Raw genomic sequence first — 17,485 nt, 5'->3', positions numbered from 1 at the left:
AACCTATCTCGAAGACGAACATCAACGGCCCGCTAGTGAAAGACAATCAGCATGGTGACGATTAATGCGATGACGATGCCCGCCCCCACTTTCACGTCGAGTGTCGCTTTCTCCAAACCATGACGTGCGAAAAACGCGATGCGGGCATCGTCGGCTGTCGGCGTGTCCTCGGGCAGAAGCTTCGCCCAAACAAAGGTGGCGATCAGGGTCAACAGGAACAACACGCCACCGATGATGGTGAAATGTATCGGAATCCAGCCATTAAGGAAGGGCAAAAACAGTATCGCACTGACAAGGTGCCCGGTCACAAGGCCGCGGAATGCCGCCTTTGGTCCCAGCTGCGTTGACAACAGACCATAGAGGAACACGGCAACCAGGGGCGAAGCGACAAACGCAAAGATCTGCTGTAAATAGGCCCAGAGCCCAGAGAAATGCTGAATCATCGGCGCCCAGGTTGCGGCGATCAAGGCAATGATGATGGTGGTCACGCGACCACACCAGGCCAGTTTTTCAGTCGACCACTCTGGTTTGCGCGGTTGCACAAAGTCCAAGGTGATCAGTGTCGCCGACGAATTTAGCGTGGATGAGCAGGTCGACATAAGCGCGGCGATAATACCCGCCACAATTAACCCCGTCAGCCCTGTCGGCGTAAACTGCGCCACCATCATTGGAAAGACCTGATCGGCATGCTCAAGATCCGGCAAGAGGGAAATCGCCATGGCACCGGGAATCACCATAAAAAACAGCGGCAGCAATTTCAGGCTGGCGGCAATCAGTGCGGCGCGACCGGCTGTCTGTACATCCCTCGCACCCAACACCCGCTGAATCACGTATTGATTCATGGTCCAGTAGTAAAAGCCCACAATCGGTAGACCGGTAATTAACCCCAACCACGGGACGCCGGGATCATCAATAGGACGTATGAGAGACATTTTCTCCGGCGGCACGGCCTCTTTCACCGCCGCCCAGGAAAAATCGAACTTACCAAAGACGATATACGCGAGACATGCGGAGCCAAACAACAGCACGATGGCTTGCATAAAGTCTGTGTAGACCACCGCCTTTAAGCCGCCTGCTGCGGTATAAATGGCCGCAAAAATGGCGATTCCGTAGCAGACCTCAACCATATTTAGCTGCGGCATAAATGTGGTAACGATCAAACTGCCCGCATATAGCGTTGCCGCCGTGTCCAACACGATCGAAAGGAACAGCGTGATGGCAGACAAATAACCACGCATACGACTGTCGAAACGCCGCTCCATCATTTCCGGCATGGTTTGAATATTGCCGCGTAAGAGTGCTGGCACAACCAGAAAGGTCGCGAAAATCAAGACCAGACCGGCCATCCATTCATAGTTCGCCACCGAGATACCCGTCTCGTATGCCGCCCCGGGAAGGCCAACCAAGGTATCGGAGGAAATGTTCGAGGCAAAAAGGGAAAACCCAACCGCCGCAGGCCCCAGAGAGCGACCGGCGAGAAACAGATCTTCAGACGTGGTTTTGCGATGACTGACGCGATAGCCGATGTAGGCCGTGATCAAAAAATAAATACCAATGACCAAGAGGTCCGGCCAATCGAGATGCGCCATAATTGTGTCCCTGGGAGCTGAGCCGCTCGCTTATCGTATGGTTTTCACTGCGTATTCGTGTGCCTGCTGACGTTCGACACACATCCAATCAAAGCCGCAGGCCGTCTCAACCTGCAGCAAGCAAACACAAAAATCCCCCGCTTCTTAAGAGCGAAGGATTATGCAAAAAGACGATGAAAGAATCGGAAGCCGCTCAAAAAGCTCGCGGCAATCATCCCTGCCTGTATCAACTACGCGGAGACCGATGCTAGGGAAGCTCTGATTAATTACCTGCGTTGCCATCGCCAACATTAATCAGAGCTTCCCTGGGCTCAATGAGCCAGCATCCAGCCCCCCATAGCGACCATCATAACGTTCTCAGTCAATGAAATAAAACCGAGGGGAACATTGCTATTACCACCTACGCATGCACATTTTAACGCTCGCTTGTCGATATAAACCGCTTTAACGACCGATGCGGCGCCGATAACACCAATCACAATCGCCGGCGTAGCGACAATTAACCCAGGCAAGGACGCCAACATACCGATACCGGCAAAAGCTTCCAGATACGCATACGCCCGGGCATAAGGCACATACCGCATGGCCAGTAGGTCATAGGTTATAAATTGCAGTGAGAAAGCGCTTAAGTCTCGCAACTTCTGCATCGCAAGTGCACACATACTCAAGGCGACAAAAATTTCTACAAAACCCACAATCGAACCCGGCATTCCTCCCCGAAACAGCAATGCCCCGGCCATTAATGCCGTCATTCCAAAAATCGCGATGATGGGCGTATAACTGGTTTCGTCGTTATCTGCGCCTTTTTTACCGAAGTAGGCTTTCAGATCATCGTAGCCGCCAATACGCTGGTGATTAATGAAAGTCTGCGGAGTCGTTTTGACATGATGCTCTTGCTTAAACGCATCAATTTCGTCACGACTTGTCAGCTCATGATCTTCAATGGTGAAGCCTTGCTTGCGCAGGAGGTTGCGAGATTTTAGACCGTATGGGCACAAATGCTGATCCGTGCGCATGCGATAAAGAACGGCAGTTTTACTCATTGAAATCTCCTCTCTACGTTAATTCGCGAAAACAGAGAGGATGCTTACACGTTTTATGCCGAACGACTTAATCGGTTCAAAAGGTCGTTTGCGCGGAGTTCAAGCGACGCCTTTGCAGAATCGTCCGTAATATTTTCAAAAAGCCTCACCATATTATGCAAACGCCAGTGCGTTATCGAAAAACGGCAGCACAACCTTAATCATGCGCTCGGGCACGCGATTGCCGTGATCACCTGCGTAAATTTCGAAGGTATTGGCGATGCCATACCCATCAAGAATCTCATGAAACTGTCGTGTAGCGTCTTCAATGCCCTGCATGTCGTCATTCCCAGCGTCCAAACCAATCGCCGTGAACGAACGCATCGCCGGCAAATATTGGTGAACCAGAGATAGTGGTGAACTGGCATTCCAGGCGGCGATAACATCAGGACGCAGGCTGCCATCGGGATCCACCGGCAGTCGATAATATCCCGGCCCCGCTTGCGGATCCGGTGACCAGGCGACACTTAAGGTGACCATCGCCTTTATGCCAAAGGGTGCATCGGCAAAGCTCTCCGCAGAATTGATGTCATAAGCCGCTTTGGCGGCGTCCGCTTCGGAGGGATCAAACGGTGGCAAACAGCAGGGATTTAGCGCGTAGATCGCACTAAAAACATCGGGGAATTTCATCCCGATGCGCAATGTCCCGTAACCGCCCATGGAATGTCCGGCAAGACCGCGACTCTCTCGCTGAGCCAGAGTGCGGTAGTGGCTGTCGATGTAACTGACCAGATCCTCTGCAACAAAGGTTTCCCAGTCTCCCACGGTGGCGGAACTGGAATACATGCTCCCCCAATAACGGGTAAACGCATTGGGCATAACAACGATCATCTCTTTCACACCCGCCTTATCGGCGGCATCGACCATGGCCTGCAACGTCATGGTTTTACCCTCTTCTACCCCAAACCAACGGGCATCTGAATCCGTGTAACCGTGCAACAAGTAGAGTACGGGATAGCGTTTTTCCGGATGCGTCTCATAATCGGCAGGCAGATAGATCGACACATCCCGCTCAGGATTATTGCCCCCTAAATTTCCTTCCAGAGCCTTACCATACACCTTGATACGTTGATAAGTACCTGCACCCGAGGTATCGGCGACGGCAGAGAATGCCAACAGTGAGCTTAGCCAGAGCAGACAGATTGCAAGAGACTTACGAGAGATCATTATGGGCTTCCTAGCGAAAAATCGATCGATGGCGAACATTGCCGACGACAGGGTTCGAGAACACCATCAAAAAGAATTGGCGTGGCGGAGACAAGCCGGGCAAATGAAACCCGGCGTTCCACGAGCAGGCTGTTGATTTCCTATCTACGCGGCCTCATCGACAAAAATGAACGGCCTGTCTTGGACATCACCAAGCTGCCTATACACCCACCAAGCTTCGCATAGAAAACTAATGTTCGCAATCAATCGAAGCCGTCAATGAGACTCGGATTTAGTGCCACGATGCTGCACGATCAAGCCTGCGACGATCAGCCCCAAACCCGCGAACGTCAGGCCGTAGAGAGGCTCTCCGAGAAAAATATGGATCAACAGCAAACTGATAAAGGGTGATAAAAAGATCAGCGTGCTGATGCGAGCCACATGTTGTGTTCGATGCAACGCCTGCTGCCAGAGTACAAAGGTGATGCCCATTTCGAACAAGCCCACATAAAGCACACCCAGCCAGGGGCGTAGGTCTGCCGTCGACGGCAGCCCTTCTTGCCACAGAACCCAAACCAGCAAGATCGGCAGACTCACCAAAAAGTTTTGGAACAATCCGGTCAGCGGATCCCTCTGATCGCGGGTGTTTAATAACCAATAGCCCGCCCATAAAAATGTGGAAACTAGCGCAAGCGATAAGCCAAGAGCATCCAGACTGCCCGTGACCCGATTGCCAGAGACACACACCAGCACCACGCCACCATAGGCAGCCGCCATGCCGGCAAAATCACGAAGACTGGGTTTTTGCCCCAACACCGGTATCGACAGCAGACTTAACGCAATCGCCCAGGTGTAATTGACCGGCTGCGCCACCTGAGCCGGTAATCGATCGTAGGCCGCAAACAAAACCGGATAATAAATCAGCGGATTAATGGCACCGAGCAATACCGCTTGCCGCCAGTGCTTTCGCAAGCTGATAACGGCCTGAGCCAATCGCTTTTGACAGGCCAGCAGGCTGGCCAACACCAAGGTTGAAACAACACTGGCCCCAGCGACCAGCTGCATTACGCTCAAATAGGAGAGACTGATTTTAAACGCTGTTGCCACGGTCGACCAAAGCAACACCGCCAGCAAGGCGCAAATGAGAGCAGACGTTTCAGGAGAGCGGGACAAGGGCAACCACGGCAGTCAGAGAGAACACACGATACTGACGGCATTCTCCGTATCCGAAACCAGGATGACAAGCCCTAACAGCGCTTGCGATACGCCATCGGCGTCATACCAAAATGCTTGCGGAAACACCGGGTAAAATAACTGCACTCATTAAAACCCAGCTCCATGGCAATGTCGGTGATACTCATATGTGGAGACGACATCAAATACTCCGCCGCCAACAACATACGCCGCTCTATAATATACGCCGAGGGAGTGGTGTGCAGAGCGCTGAACGCAAGCTGGACAGACCGTGACGATACGCCCAGTTCATCGGCAATCGACGCGGTACGCAATGTTGGGTCATGCAGACGGGATTCTATCAGCTGTTTTAATCGCGCCAGCAGGCTGTTATCTTCCTGTCGACTTTCAGCCGCGCCCGTGATCGCCAGTGACAACAGGTCCATGTAAATGACCTGCACCCCCTGCGCCCAGCTCTGCCCCATATTGTCAGACAGAGATCGCTCTACTTCGCTGCCGTTTTTTAAGTCGGCTTCCAGACGCCACAATGACAGCAGGAAATCCCGCAACATACGCGCTCCGGGGGTAGTACCGGAGATTGAGCGAGACATCGCCAAATCAAAATTCGGTGCGTGCTTTTCGATCAACGGTAGCGGCGCCTCTACCGCCAACACTTCGTGGCGGCCGGGAAAGGTGTTAAGGAAGTACTCCGCGCAACTGGCCATGGAGAAATCCCCCGGCGCCAGCTCACAGGTGCGCAACCCCTGGTATTGGCGACTGACACCAAAGCTTTGCAAGTGCAAAATAACCCGATCAGCCTGTCGCACATCGACGGGTTCCCGCGCAACTCTGGATGAAGAGGCCCGCGCCCGGGTCAGCAACAAGTCTCCTATGCGCCACCGCATTAACTCGCCGCCAAAGTCCGCCACCGTGGCTTCAACTTCAAGCCCGATGAACGTTTCCTGAGCGATGCGCTTCCAATAATCCAGCCGCCCAGCTGGAGAAACATCAGCCGTGGAAAATCGTTCCAGATGACTGATGCGGTTTAGTTGACACCCCACGATCCTGCCCCTCGTTTATTTTATAGATTTAAGGCTTTCTGTATGGACGTTGACTACGTCTGCGCAGCTAGATTAGCACGAAGAATCCCGACGCGGCCAGCGCGCACTTTTCACTTGACGAAATTCTTCACAATCAACGACAAAAGCCGACACTTGCGCAATAATAGCGTCACGATAGAGACATGTTCACGCCTGAGAGTGCACTCACTGCAGGCTGAAAGTGCACTCGACCTTGCCCACCAAAACAGAAGAAACTGCGAATTCCACCTAGATGCCGGATGGATGGCTGAAAACCGCGGCTGGCACACACTTCCATTGCTGTTTAACATGCGCCCCGCACTTTAGAAGATCTAATCCCAAATAACATGTCTGATCCACTTGTCGACGCTTTAAACGCCTTTCTTCACCAACTCAAGAATACCTCGACGCGGGAAATGTCCCAGAGCCGCCGGATATTTCACGGCCGCGGCCGCTGCTTTCCTGGCTATGAACAAACCACGATAGACTGGTTCTCACCGGTATTGCTGGTCACTTTTTATCGGGATGACCAAGCCGTGTCGGAGCAGGCCTGCCTGCAGCAGATCAATCTGATGGACTGGCCAGAGTCGGTGACGGCCATTGCGATTCAACGCAGATATTTGCCCCGGTCATCGGTAGAGATTATTGCCGGCGATATTCCGGAGCATCTCGTTGCTCAGCGAGGTGAGCTCGCCTTTCACATCGATATTGGGTCTCACCAGAACATCGGCTATTTTTTGGACATGGAACCGGGACGCACCTGGGTTGAAGCGCGGGCAAAGGGCAAGCGTCTGCTCAACCTCTTCTCGTACACCTGTGCATTTTCCGTGGTAGCCTCGGCGGCAGGAGCCGCTACCATCGTAAACGTCGACATGAGCCGCTCGGCGTTGAGCCGAGGGCGAGACAACCACCGGCTAAACCAGCAGTCGCTCTCCCCCATCACGTTTCTCGGTGAAAATATTCTGAAATCCTGGGGACGCATCCGTCGTCCAGGGCCTTACGATCTCGCGATTATCGACCCACCCTCATATCAACCGGGCAGTTTTATCGCCAGCCGTGATTACCCCAAACTGCTGAAGCGTATTCCTGAATTTATGCAACCGGGTGGTGAACTGTTACTCTGCCTAAACGCGCCGGAACTCGACGAAACCTTCCTACGAACGACGGCGATGGACGTTTGTCCGGCGCTAACCATCGACAGCAGACTTTCTCCCCACCCCGACTTTCCGGATATCAATCCAGACCAAAGCCTGAAACTGTTCAGCGCTCGCCACCTACCCTGAACGCGCGTAACGACCAACCTGCGTGCCTTCTTAAACATTCCTCTACGCGAAGGGATTTATCATCACCTTACATTGATGCGTGCGTTTTTTTAAGGATTCAAACACTTCTGGTGTTTGTTGTAGAGAGACCGTTTGCGTAATCATCTGCTGAGGCTCTGTCGCGCCGGCATTCAACATATCTAGCGTGGCGTTGAATTCCTGGGTACGAAAGAATGCCGCCGTCAGCAGCCGAATCTCTTTCGATAACAACGTAAAAGGCACAAAACTGTCTGAGTGAGTACACAGGCCAAGCAATACAATCGTGCCTTTCACCCGCACCTGCTCGATACTCTGGGTAATCAACCCCGGCACGCCGACACATTCAAAAACGATATCGGCTTTCCCGCCCAGCGCTTTTTCGGCGGCCGCCACAGGGTTTTCAAGATCAACCACAAAATCCGTACTGCCCATAATCATGGCGCGCTCTTGCTGATAGGCATTGATATCCTGCACCACGACCTGGGTTGCCCCCATTCGTCGAGCCCAGAAAGCCACCCCCAAACCAATCGGCCCCGCGCCCAACACCAGCACCTTGTCGTTTGGCTTTATTCCTGAAAGATTGACACCATGCAGTGCAACCGCAAGCGGCTCCACCAGAGCCCCGTCAGCGAGACTGGCAGATTCAGGCAGTCGAATACATTGATGCGCCTTTACGCAGGCCAACTCGCCATACCCGCCCCCCTGCAAGGTCATTTCACTGCACCAGGCGGGCTCGCCCATTTGACAACTCAGACACTCACCGCAACCTCGCAGGGGAATCACGGACACCAAATCACCCACGCTCAACTGACGCACACCCGCCCCCAGCTCCAAGACTTCTCCGGCGAATTCATGACCGAGAATATCGCCACACTGAGCCCCAAAAGCAGCCTCTTCTGTCATATGCAGATCAGAACCACAAATGCCACAACGGCTCACTTTCACCAGGACCTCACCGGCTTGTGGACGAGGATCAGCGAGAGTTTCCAGTGCGAGAGGCTGATGCAACCCCTGATGTACGACGGCTTTCATAATCTTTTCCTTACTGCATGGGTTAAGACGATAACAAAAAAGCCCTGCCGCCGACCTCTGCCGGACAGAGGGGGCTCAGGGCGAAACCTATTCCGCAAGGGAAATGTTGGGCGACCTTACATTTTCATACCGACACGCAAGTAATATTCTTCAGGCCGACTGTAAGTGCCGTAAAACATGCCACCTGCAATTTGTGCCTGCCCGGTTACAGGGTAGCGTTCATCGGTAAGATTGGTGCCGCCCAACATGATGTACCAGTTGTCGTCAGGTTCACGATAGGTGATGCTCATATTGACCACATCGGTCGCCTCTCTCTCCAACAAATACGTACGCTCGGTGTCGTTCCACATTTCCGCCGTGTGGGTGTAGTCTGCCAGCACAACCAGTGAGCCCTTGTCACCCAGCGTCCATTCATAACGAGGGCTGATATTAAATTTGAAATCCGGCGTCTTCGGCAGATCGCCACCAACCACCACACCACCCTGATCAGCGTTACCGGGAACCACGGCACCGTCATCAATGCGCGTGTATTCCGAATCCAAATACCCGGCGCCAACATTTAACGTGAAACTGTTCGTCGGTGCCCACATGGCCTCGACTTCCAAGCCTTTGATTTCTGCATCGCCAGCATTCTGTAATACCGGTGACACCCCCTGCTGGAAGTTCAATTGAATACCTTCATAATCGGTCTGGAAAACAGCCATATTCAATTGAAGCGTGTTATCCAACAAGGTGCTCTTTAGACCCACCTCAAAGGTCTTGGCGACTTCTTCATCAAAGTCCGGCGCGTAAGGCAGCGGATTACTAAGGCGCGTGGTCCAGCCACCGGTTTTATAACCCTCGGAATAGGTCGTGTAGATCATGATGTCATCAAGCAACTCATAACTCAGACCAATTTTTGGGGAAAACTCCTCGAAGGATTTTGTCTGCTTGCCGTCGACATAATAACGCAGGGGCTCATCGGCATTGGGAAACCCCAACGAGGCCCGACAGGCGTCGCTAATGGGGTCGAGACTGGCACAGTTGGGATCCCCAAAGACATTGGCCAATTTATAATTTAAACCGTTGTTGTCCCCCTGCGCGCCTTCAAATTCCTTGTCTTCACTGGTAAAACGTCCGCCCAATGTCAGCGTCATTCGATCGGTGATTCGATAATCAAACTGGGAGAAAAACGCGTAGTTTTCTGTGCGCAGTAAATTCAAACCATCTACCTGTAAAAGCCCTTCAGCAAAGGTGACGTAGTCGTGTAGCGAGCCATCTTCGACAAAGTAATAGGCGCCCAGGACATACTCCAACTTGTCGTTAAGAGCGGTGCCGGTCAACTGGAATTCCTGACTGTATTGCTCCTGATCGGTCGTAAAACTGGTGTGAAGAAAATTCAACGGTGATCCATCAAGGTCCATACCGACGACCCAGTTGATCTTGCGATAAGAAGAAATTGATTTAAGAGCCATGTTGTCAGATAACTGATAGTCCAGAGTTAAACCGACGCCCCAGTTTTCCAAGTTGGTAAAATTATTGCCGTTTGCATAGCTTTCATCCACGTCGCCAGTAAGAAAGCGATCATCGTAGGGAAGTCGATCGTTGGTCGGGTCATCATCCACATTTACGCCAAACAAGGCGGGCATATCAAAGAGCCCGTTATAGCCGCCAATGCCATTGATATAACCTTCCGGAGCCATACCCGCAGCGCATCCGGAGGAATCAATCCCCGCAATCGCACAGTTGTAGGCGCCGGCAAATACGGCGGGAGACGTTGCCATCACCGTATTGGCAAGCTGCATCTGATCGATGTTGGTGTAGTCCGCACTAAAGGCCGCGCGGAAGGATGAATCGTTATCAAAAACCAGCTTATAGCGTGCACTCCACATGTCATCACCACCTTCCTGGCCCTGACCTAAATCCCCGTAGCCCGCCGCTGGAAAGTTCTCTAGCGCCTCAGTATTCAGATCACCAACGCCCGGATAACGGCGCCGGGACAAATGACCTTCACGATCTTTTGATGAGAAACTGAGACTCGACTTCAGGCTGTCGGTCAGAGGAATATCCATAAACCCGCGGATCTGCATCAGCTCATAGGAACCCAGAGTGACATCCGCCTCAAAACTGAATTCGTCTCCCGGCTCACGGGTAACAATTGAAATCGCACCGCCAATGGTGTTGCGCCCGAACAAAGTGCCCTGAGGCCCTTTCAAGACTTCAATGCGTTCGACATCCATGAGGTCTTGATTCGCACCGATGGTTCTCGCCAGATAAACACCATCGATATAGACCCCGACCCCCGGATCGATGTTGAACGCAAAATCGTTGGAACCAATGCCGCGTATAAACGCCGACAGCACAGACGAACTGCCTGAAAATGGCGTCCCGCCATCGAGAGTTACATTAGGTGTCAAATTGGATAAACCATCGACATTCGTCACGGCTCGCTCGGCGAGATTTTCCCCAGTAAAGGCAGAGATGGCGATAGGCACATCCTGCACATTTTCTTCACGCTTCTGGGCGGTAACAACAATCTCCTCTAATTGTGCCATCGCTGGGACAGCCAGCGATGATGCCAGACAGAAGGACGTGAAAGACAGATATTTTTTATTATACATAGGAACTCCATTTATTATTTTTGTGAAGCTAACCGCACACGATGTCTCTACGGACTCGCCCACGTTATCCCTAGCCTACGCGTCGAAACGCCTGAAGACTTGCACTTGAGCGAAACAAATCTGAAGAAAAACGAAACCGACGATGTCCAGCTTCAATTGATCGTATACCCTGCATCGACGGGCACTACGGCACCGGTGATGTAGCCAGCGGCCGGTGAACACAGAAAGGCAATGGCTTTCGCAACCTCACGGGCCTTGCCCCAGCGCTGCGCTGGGATCCGCGTAGTGATGGCGGCTTCCAGCTCCGGCTGGGCTTCAATGGCTGCCGCCAATGGCGTTCGAATCCAGCCCGGCGCCACCGCATTCACACGAATCTCTGATGCCGCCCAGGCAATCGCCAGAGACTTGGTCAATTGGTTAATTCCCCCCTTACTGGCGCTGTACGCAGGATAATCTCCGTTGCCAAACACGCCAAGTACCGAAGAAATATTCACTATGGTGCCATGACTTTTTTCCAGCAGTATTCGCGCGCACTCACACAGGTGCATGGTCGCCGTTAAATTCACCGCCAGCACGCGATCAAAACCAGCCATCCCATGCTCCTCATCCGGCAGGGATATTCCGGCGCAATTGATCAGCATATCCAGACGGGGAATAGACTCAAACAAATCGATAACAGCCTGGCGCTGGGTCACATCGACTTCTCGAATCACCACTGTCTCGGAAGATCGCAAGTGGCAGGCTTCAGCGTCTAAACCAATCGCGATGATACGGGCACCCAGCTCGGACAGATACCCTGCCGTCGCTTCGCCGATACCCGATGTGCCACCGGTAACCAAGGCGACCTTGCCCGCAAAGAGATCCTGACGAAAACAGGAGTCGTTCTGCATCATCTTAGCCTCCTAGTGTTCGGTTAGCGGATTAACGTATCCACATAGTCGGCGCCGATCCCCACTTCATCATAGTGGGCGCGGGCCGCCGCAATATAATCAAACACATCAAAGTGGCCGGTGGTCTTGCCCTCCTCGTCCAGCCACATCAACGGGCCGCTCACGAGAAAAAACACCTTCATCGGTTCTTCGTGCTCATAAGCGACGAGGGTATGGCTTTCGCCAGGCGTTTCGTAAATGAAGTCACCAGCCGTCGCTGTCCAGCTGTGCTCCAAATAGCCCCATTTGCCGGAAATGGTATACGCCCAGATCGGGCGAGGATGGTAGTGAACGTTGACCAGCCCTGCCGACTTCGCCATCAGCACATCGGCCCACATATTCATGGTGGGGCTGATAAAGACTGGCTTGGAACTGACGGTTTCGCCAATAGGTACCCAGTATCGCTCATCACCCTCAGCGATTTTTGCCTGATACATTTCCGGCATTGCGCCTTCACGAAAAACCGTCTTGATGGGTTTAAGATCTTTCCAGAATTCCCCTTTCGCGGATTCGGCCATGGGTGTTAGTCTCCCGTTGCTAACGTTATTTTTATGGTGGCTTGAGGTACTGAACGTATTATTCGGTTGCAGTGGCTGCAGTGCCTTGCGATTGTTGATCGACGGACGTGTGCTGGCGAAACGGCGCCGTCTCCTTCAGCCCCAGTGCCGTTAATGTTGCCAGTATGGCGAGAACCACCAACATCCACAGGGGCGCGGTCAAGCCATAGATATCGGCTAATATGCCGGCAATAAACGGCGCAGCGACACCTCCGATAACCTCGCCAATGCCCATGACCAGCCCTAACGCCGTTGCGACATGACGCGCATCCACGGTTTCTGAAGGAATCGTGGACATAAACAACGGAAAGCATCCGTTGAGGCCCCAACCCATCAGAAAAACCATGGCCAACAACCAGGCGGAACCACCGAGATAAATCGCCCCGAGCGGCAACAATAAACCAATAATCGGCATAAGAATCATGATGGGTTTGCGCCCCACACGATCGGATATTCCCGGCACAATAAAACTGCTTAAGGTCGCAGAAAGTCCCAAAACACCCATCAACCAACCCATGGTTTCTTTTTCGAAGCCTTTCTGTTCGGTTAAAAACAACGGCATAAAGGCCCAGGTAATCACCAAAAATGACACCAAAAGGATGGCAATAATGGCGCACAACAAAATATTGCGTTGCCCAAGCGCCTGCCCCCAACTCAGGTGAGTCGACGTTGTCGCAGGCGTATCGGACGAACCTTGCGCCGCGCGTGGTGGATCATCATCGAGCACGCGCCAGATAAAGAACGCGGTGATCAGGCCGGGAATGCCCGCCACAAAGAAGGCGTAGCGCCAACCAATCCAACTGGCCAACGCCACTAAGGCCACCGGCGCCACAAAAGACCCGAGCAGATTCGAACCAAAATTCTGGGTGATGCCCATGGCAACACCGCGGCGGTGGGCTGGCACCACACTGGCGATAATCGACTGGGAAATGGGCAGAATGGCACCCTCTGCAGCCCCCATCAGTAATCTAGCGCCGAGCAACAACAAAAAGCTCGGTGCAATACCGGTTAAAAATGAACAGAGAGAAAAGCAAACCGTGGCCAACACCAGAAACGTTTTGCGACGCCCGGAACGATCCGACGCGGAGCTGATAAATATTCCGGAAAGCGCCCAGGTCAGCGACAGTGCCGACGCCAGCATCCCGATTTGGGTGTTGGAGAGAACAATATCCTCACGCACGAACGGCATAAGAAAGTTAAGAGCATTACGATCAAAAAAGACGATGCCGAAATTCAGACTCAATAAACCTACCAGCATCACACTGTAGGCGGGCGTGACCTTCTTCACTGCGGTTTCCCATTGTTATTATGGTTATCATCCAGCTTGTGAGGCTGGACATTGTGGAAACCATCATGCCCGTGGCGGGCAAAAGACACTTGCACGTGAGCGAAACGGTGCCGAGACAATTGCGAAGTCAACCTCGCAGGCACACAAACCAACAGGTTATTGCTTTTCTACCAACGCGGCTTGTGCAACATTAAAAACAAGTCGACTTTGGCTATTTAACACGCACAGAGGCTACATGGATACCTTGGCGACGTGTTGGTCAGCCCGTGTATTTATGCATTTAAGCGGGCTCGTTGGTGCGTCTGCAAAGTTATTTGTTGCAGATAAGATCAATCAAAATCAACCACAGATTCAGTGTCTTCTTCGATCAAAACGTCCGCGATATCCGTGAAAACAACCTCGTCACTGTTGTCTTCGATATTGCTGTCGATCAAGGCATCACACGTGAAGACAGCGGAATAATCCCCGGCCGGTAACCAGCCAAATTGATAGGAATATTCTTCGCTGGTACTGTCGTAGTCCACCGATGCGGTCGCATAGGGATCGCCAGTAATTCCCTGAATATCCTGAATGCTGGCGTCACTTCCCTGAAACAGATAAACCGCATTGCCCGACGTGTTGTTACTGCTGTTATTGCAGGCAGAATCCAGCACCAACAGATCACTGATGGTGCCTGTTAATGTGCCCGCCGTCTCTGTATCTGCAATTCGCAGGCTGGGCTCCAGTTGGTAGCTGTCACTGTCCAGTTCAACCACAGATTTCCGCAAATCAAAATCCAGGGTCAAATCCACATCCACGTCTTCATCAATGGTGAAATCATGGTTGACCCGCAAACCGGTTTCAGAGCTGCTGGGGATAGATAAGGTATATTGAAGACCATTGATTTCGATGTATGACTGGCCTTCGTCGATCAGCAGCCGCACGTAGTCGTAATCGTCGGACTCAACGCCCTCTCCGTCCAGCAGCAGGAACCGCTCATCCCCCTGATAATCCAGCAGATCGATATATTCTTCGGTATCAAATTCAAAGGTGACGGTTCCAACTTCCGAACCGTGAATTTCCACTCCGGTAACCGCGATAACCACCGCGTCCGCGGCGTCGACGGGACCGTCGGTAATGCCAAGGGTCAGATCCCCATCGCCGGAACCAAAGGCATCGCCGGTGTTCCATTCAAACCCGCAGGCCGTTAGTAAATTCGCCGTAAGCAACAAGCAGGCGGGCCGCAGCAACCCTCCCATAGGTAATCCTCATTCGTCATTGGAGTCGATCCCCAGAATGGTCTGGCGCACAACTTCCGCACAGTTCAAAAATGCAGCCTTCTCGTCGTCATTTAACGACGGATGGAGGATGCGATGCACGCCATTTTCGCCTATAACTGCTGGTAGACTCAAACACACATCGTCAACGCCCAAAAATCCATCTACTTTCAGGCTAACCGGCATGGTCCGCCGGGAATCCAGAGCGATGCTGGCGATGATCTCAGCCGCCGCCAGCGCCACCGCATAATTGGTGTAGCCCTTGTAGCCAAAGACCTCATACCCCGCCCGCGAGGCGCGCTGCGCCAATTCCCGTCGTGCCGGAGTGATATCCAGCGGTTCTCCACCAGCGTCAGCACAACTCATGGCGGCGAATTGACTGTCGCCATGCTCGCCCAGCACATAGGCGCGAATGTCTTCCATATGGATATTGACCTCGTCAGAGATCAACTGGCGGAAACGTGCCGAATCGACAAGTGTTCCCGTACCCAAAATACGCGACGGATCGACACCCGTAATCTGGATTGCGAAATGCACCATCACATCAACGGGGTTGGATACCACGACAATCTTGCAATCCGGTGACAGCCGCATAATATCCGGCAACAACCCCTGCAGCAGCGCCACATTGGCCGGCGCCAGCTCCAGACGGCTGTTCATATTCGGAGCCGTAGGCGCAGACGCACAGATCGCAACCACATCTGAGCCTCGTGTTTTCTCGATACTGCCGCCATCGATATGGGCAGGCGCATCCACAAACAACTGGCCATGGCGCAGATCCAGCACATCCCCCATCACCGACTCGGGACGCCTTCCCACCAACACCAACTCATCAACAAAATTGCGTATCGAAAGAATGAACGCCAGACAAGACCCAACCTTGCCCAAACCCACAACAGACACTTTCATAGCAAATCTCCGTATATCAGCGAACTAACCAATACTATGACGAACAGTGCCGTAGAAAACACACGCATTCGCCATAAGGTGACGCAGAAGACAACAGAGTTGATGGAATTTGAGATGTGTTAAAGACTGAATTGCCGCAGTAACCGAGTAGCTTTGCTTGTGCGGGCAAAACCGACCTCATAGGGGCGCCCCACCGCAGACTCGTTTGGCATACGGCGTTTGGTACGCCGAATAAAATCCGGTCGATCCGCCGCAAAACGTTCGACCATACGCCGTTTAAAGCCGAGATCACGATTGATCTCAAGAAGCGTCTTGGGGCCATCGAGATACGTCAACAACGCGAGACGCGACAGTGTTAAATCCGTTTGTAGCGCTTTCAACAAGGCTTGTAAATTAGGCATGACTCTCCCTCACTAATAAGCCATTTGGGAACCTTTGATCAATGTTGACGACGCAGTTAGCACAAGACAAAAATGACGAAAAGCGCAGTGTTTACGCGTCGTATATGTATACTTAGAGCCATTTTCGACGCTGCGATGACAACGCAACGTATTGATCAGAGATCTCCTAACCAATCGTTAGACGCTCAATTGCAAGATAAGTGCAAAGAATTTGCTGGGATTTTTAAAAAAAAGAAAATGGCGTTCTTTTCATTGCTCTAAACAGCGGCGTACCGACAGAGAATGACATTTCGATACATTTTTTTATTACATCCACTCGCATCAAATTACAAGAGTTTAATAGAAAGTGTGAATATTTCACAAAATCGATACGTTAACGAATATATTTTTATGCTTAAGGAAACTCCTATAAATAAACAACAACCTTTAAGTCCAAAATCTATACGCTCTACACCAAAATACGCGCACGGCACACACCGAAAGTTACATCAATAGAACGGCATAGCGTCAAGATCATTTTTTAATCAAGACTCTGCCATGTGTTGGCGTTTTGCGGTATTAAGAATCGAAATCAAATATACGGGTATCCTATTTTTATTTTTAGTATTTATACGCTTAAGCGACACATTGGATGGAACCATTTTCACCTATAAAATAATATCCATCTAACTGGCCTGAAATTGAAGCAAACCCATAGATCTCATCCGATTTGAATTTTATCGGAAATACTTCTTTGGAGGGTTTCATTTCAGAACCATAGTCGTCGATTGATGGCCTTTCCATTCCATACCAAAAAGTGGCACACCGCTGCCTGAGGAAGATGGCTGGCTTCAAGTTTTCTACGACAGCTGGAACACCCCTTCATCATATTTCCAGGCCGAACCGCCCAGCAGACTCACAATAAATACCACCTAAAAGAAAAGCTCGGTTAAACACGTGATCACTGCAGCCTTTGACCTCGGCCCGATCTACATGCAAGACCACATGGTAATGATTACTCATCAACGTACACACCGCTTATAACCGTGATAAAACGGCGTCACATCAATATCGATTTGTTCAGATCGGGCTGTGATCATGTTTTGGGGACTTATCAGGTTAAAGGAAAGACGTCAAGTTTATGGATGCGTGAATTCAACTTGT

The 17,485-nt window shown here is 51.8% G+C and carries 14 protein-coding genes; 1 reads left to right on the top strand and 13 read right to left on the bottom strand.

Going from position 1 to position 17,485, the window contains the following annotated elements; genetic code table 11:
- Positions 1-32 precede the first annotated feature (32 nt).
- From ACXAFR_RS22655 to ACXAFR_RS22635, 5 genes are all read right to left on the bottom strand, one after another.
- Positions 33-1,589, bottom strand: a complete 1,557-nt coding sequence (locus ACXAFR_RS22655; protein WP_475181294.1) for a sodium:solute symporter family transporter — start codon at positions 1,587-1,589, stop codon at positions 33-35.
- Positions 1,590-1,900: 311 nt separating this feature from the next.
- Complete coding sequence (locus tag ACXAFR_RS22650; RefSeq protein ID WP_475181292.1) at positions 1,901-2,632, bottom strand: MauE/DoxX family redox-associated membrane protein; 732 nt, start codon at positions 2,630-2,632, stop codon at positions 1,901-1,903.
- A gap of 153 nt (positions 2,633-2,785) precedes the next feature.
- Positions 2,786-3,838 (bottom strand): alpha/beta hydrolase, encoded by a 1,053-nt coding sequence (locus ACXAFR_RS22645; protein WP_475181290.1) that lies wholly within the window; start codon positions 3,836-3,838, stop codon positions 2,786-2,788.
- 255 nt (positions 3,839-4,093) lie between these two features.
- Positions 4,094-4,990: a DMT family transporter gene (locus tag ACXAFR_RS22640; RefSeq protein ID WP_475181288.1), complete on the bottom strand. Its 897-nt coding sequence runs from the start codon at positions 4,988-4,990 to the stop codon at positions 4,094-4,096.
- A 74-nt stretch (positions 4,991-5,064) separates the two neighbouring features.
- Entirely contained in the window at positions 5,065-6,051 is a 987-nt protein-coding gene (locus ACXAFR_RS22635) for a helix-turn-helix domain-containing protein (protein ID WP_475181286.1), read from the bottom strand.
- Positions 6,052-6,416: 365 nt separating this feature from the next.
- Here ACXAFR_RS22635 and ACXAFR_RS22630 point away from each other — a divergent pair, with 365 nt between their 5' ends.
- Entirely contained in the window at positions 6,417-7,352 is a 936-nt protein-coding gene (locus tag ACXAFR_RS22630; RefSeq protein ID WP_475181281.1) for a class I SAM-dependent methyltransferase, read from the top strand.
- 42 nt (positions 7,353-7,394) lie between these two features.
- On the opposite strand, the gene ACXAFR_RS22625 is transcribed toward ACXAFR_RS22630, so the two are convergent.
- The 8 genes from ACXAFR_RS22625 to ACXAFR_RS22590 form a co-directional block, all read right to left on the bottom strand.
- Complete coding sequence (locus ACXAFR_RS22625; RefSeq protein ID WP_475181279.1) at positions 7,395-8,402, bottom strand: alcohol dehydrogenase catalytic domain-containing protein; 1,008 nt, start codon at positions 8,400-8,402, stop codon at positions 7,395-7,397.
- 116 nt (positions 8,403-8,518) lie between these two features.
- Positions 8,519-11,002 (bottom strand): TonB-dependent receptor, encoded by a 2,484-nt coding sequence (locus ACXAFR_RS22620; RefSeq protein ID WP_475181276.1) that lies wholly within the window; start codon positions 11,000-11,002, stop codon positions 8,519-8,521.
- Between the two features lie 152 nt (positions 11,003-11,154).
- Complete coding sequence (locus ACXAFR_RS22615; RefSeq protein WP_475181274.1) at positions 11,155-11,895, bottom strand: SDR family NAD(P)-dependent oxidoreductase; 741 nt, start codon at positions 11,893-11,895, stop codon at positions 11,155-11,157.
- Positions 11,896-11,915: 20 nt separating this feature from the next.
- Positions 11,916-12,449: a 2,4'-dihydroxyacetophenone dioxygenase family protein gene (locus tag ACXAFR_RS22610; RefSeq protein ID WP_475181272.1), complete on the bottom strand. Its 534-nt coding sequence runs from the start codon at positions 12,447-12,449 to the stop codon at positions 11,916-11,918.
- Between the two features lie 58 nt (positions 12,450-12,507).
- The gene (locus tag ACXAFR_RS22605; protein WP_475181269.1) at positions 12,508-13,776 is read right to left on the bottom strand and encodes an MFS transporter; all 1,269 of its coding nucleotides are present in this window, start codon (positions 13,774-13,776) and stop codon (positions 12,508-12,510) included.
- Between the two features lie 329 nt (positions 13,777-14,105).
- On the bottom strand, positions 14,106-15,014 hold the full coding sequence (locus ACXAFR_RS22600) for a DUF4382 domain-containing protein (protein WP_475181266.1): 909 nt from the start codon (positions 15,012-15,014) through the stop codon (positions 14,106-14,108).
- 9 nt (positions 15,015-15,023) lie between these two features.
- Complete coding sequence (locus ACXAFR_RS22595) at positions 15,024-15,941, bottom strand: malate dehydrogenase (RefSeq protein WP_475181264.1); 918 nt, start codon at positions 15,939-15,941, stop codon at positions 15,024-15,026.
- A 119-nt stretch (positions 15,942-16,060) separates the two neighbouring features.
- Complete coding sequence (locus ACXAFR_RS22590) at positions 16,061-16,342, bottom strand: hypothetical protein (protein WP_475181262.1); 282 nt, start codon at positions 16,340-16,342, stop codon at positions 16,061-16,063.
- Between the last annotated feature and the right edge of the window lie 1,143 nt (positions 16,343-17,485).

Source organism: Pseudomaricurvus sp. ABR4_320 (assembly GCF_056159445.1).
Note: the sequence above shows the minus strand (reverse complement) of the source record. Positions and strands in the feature narration are given on the sequence as shown.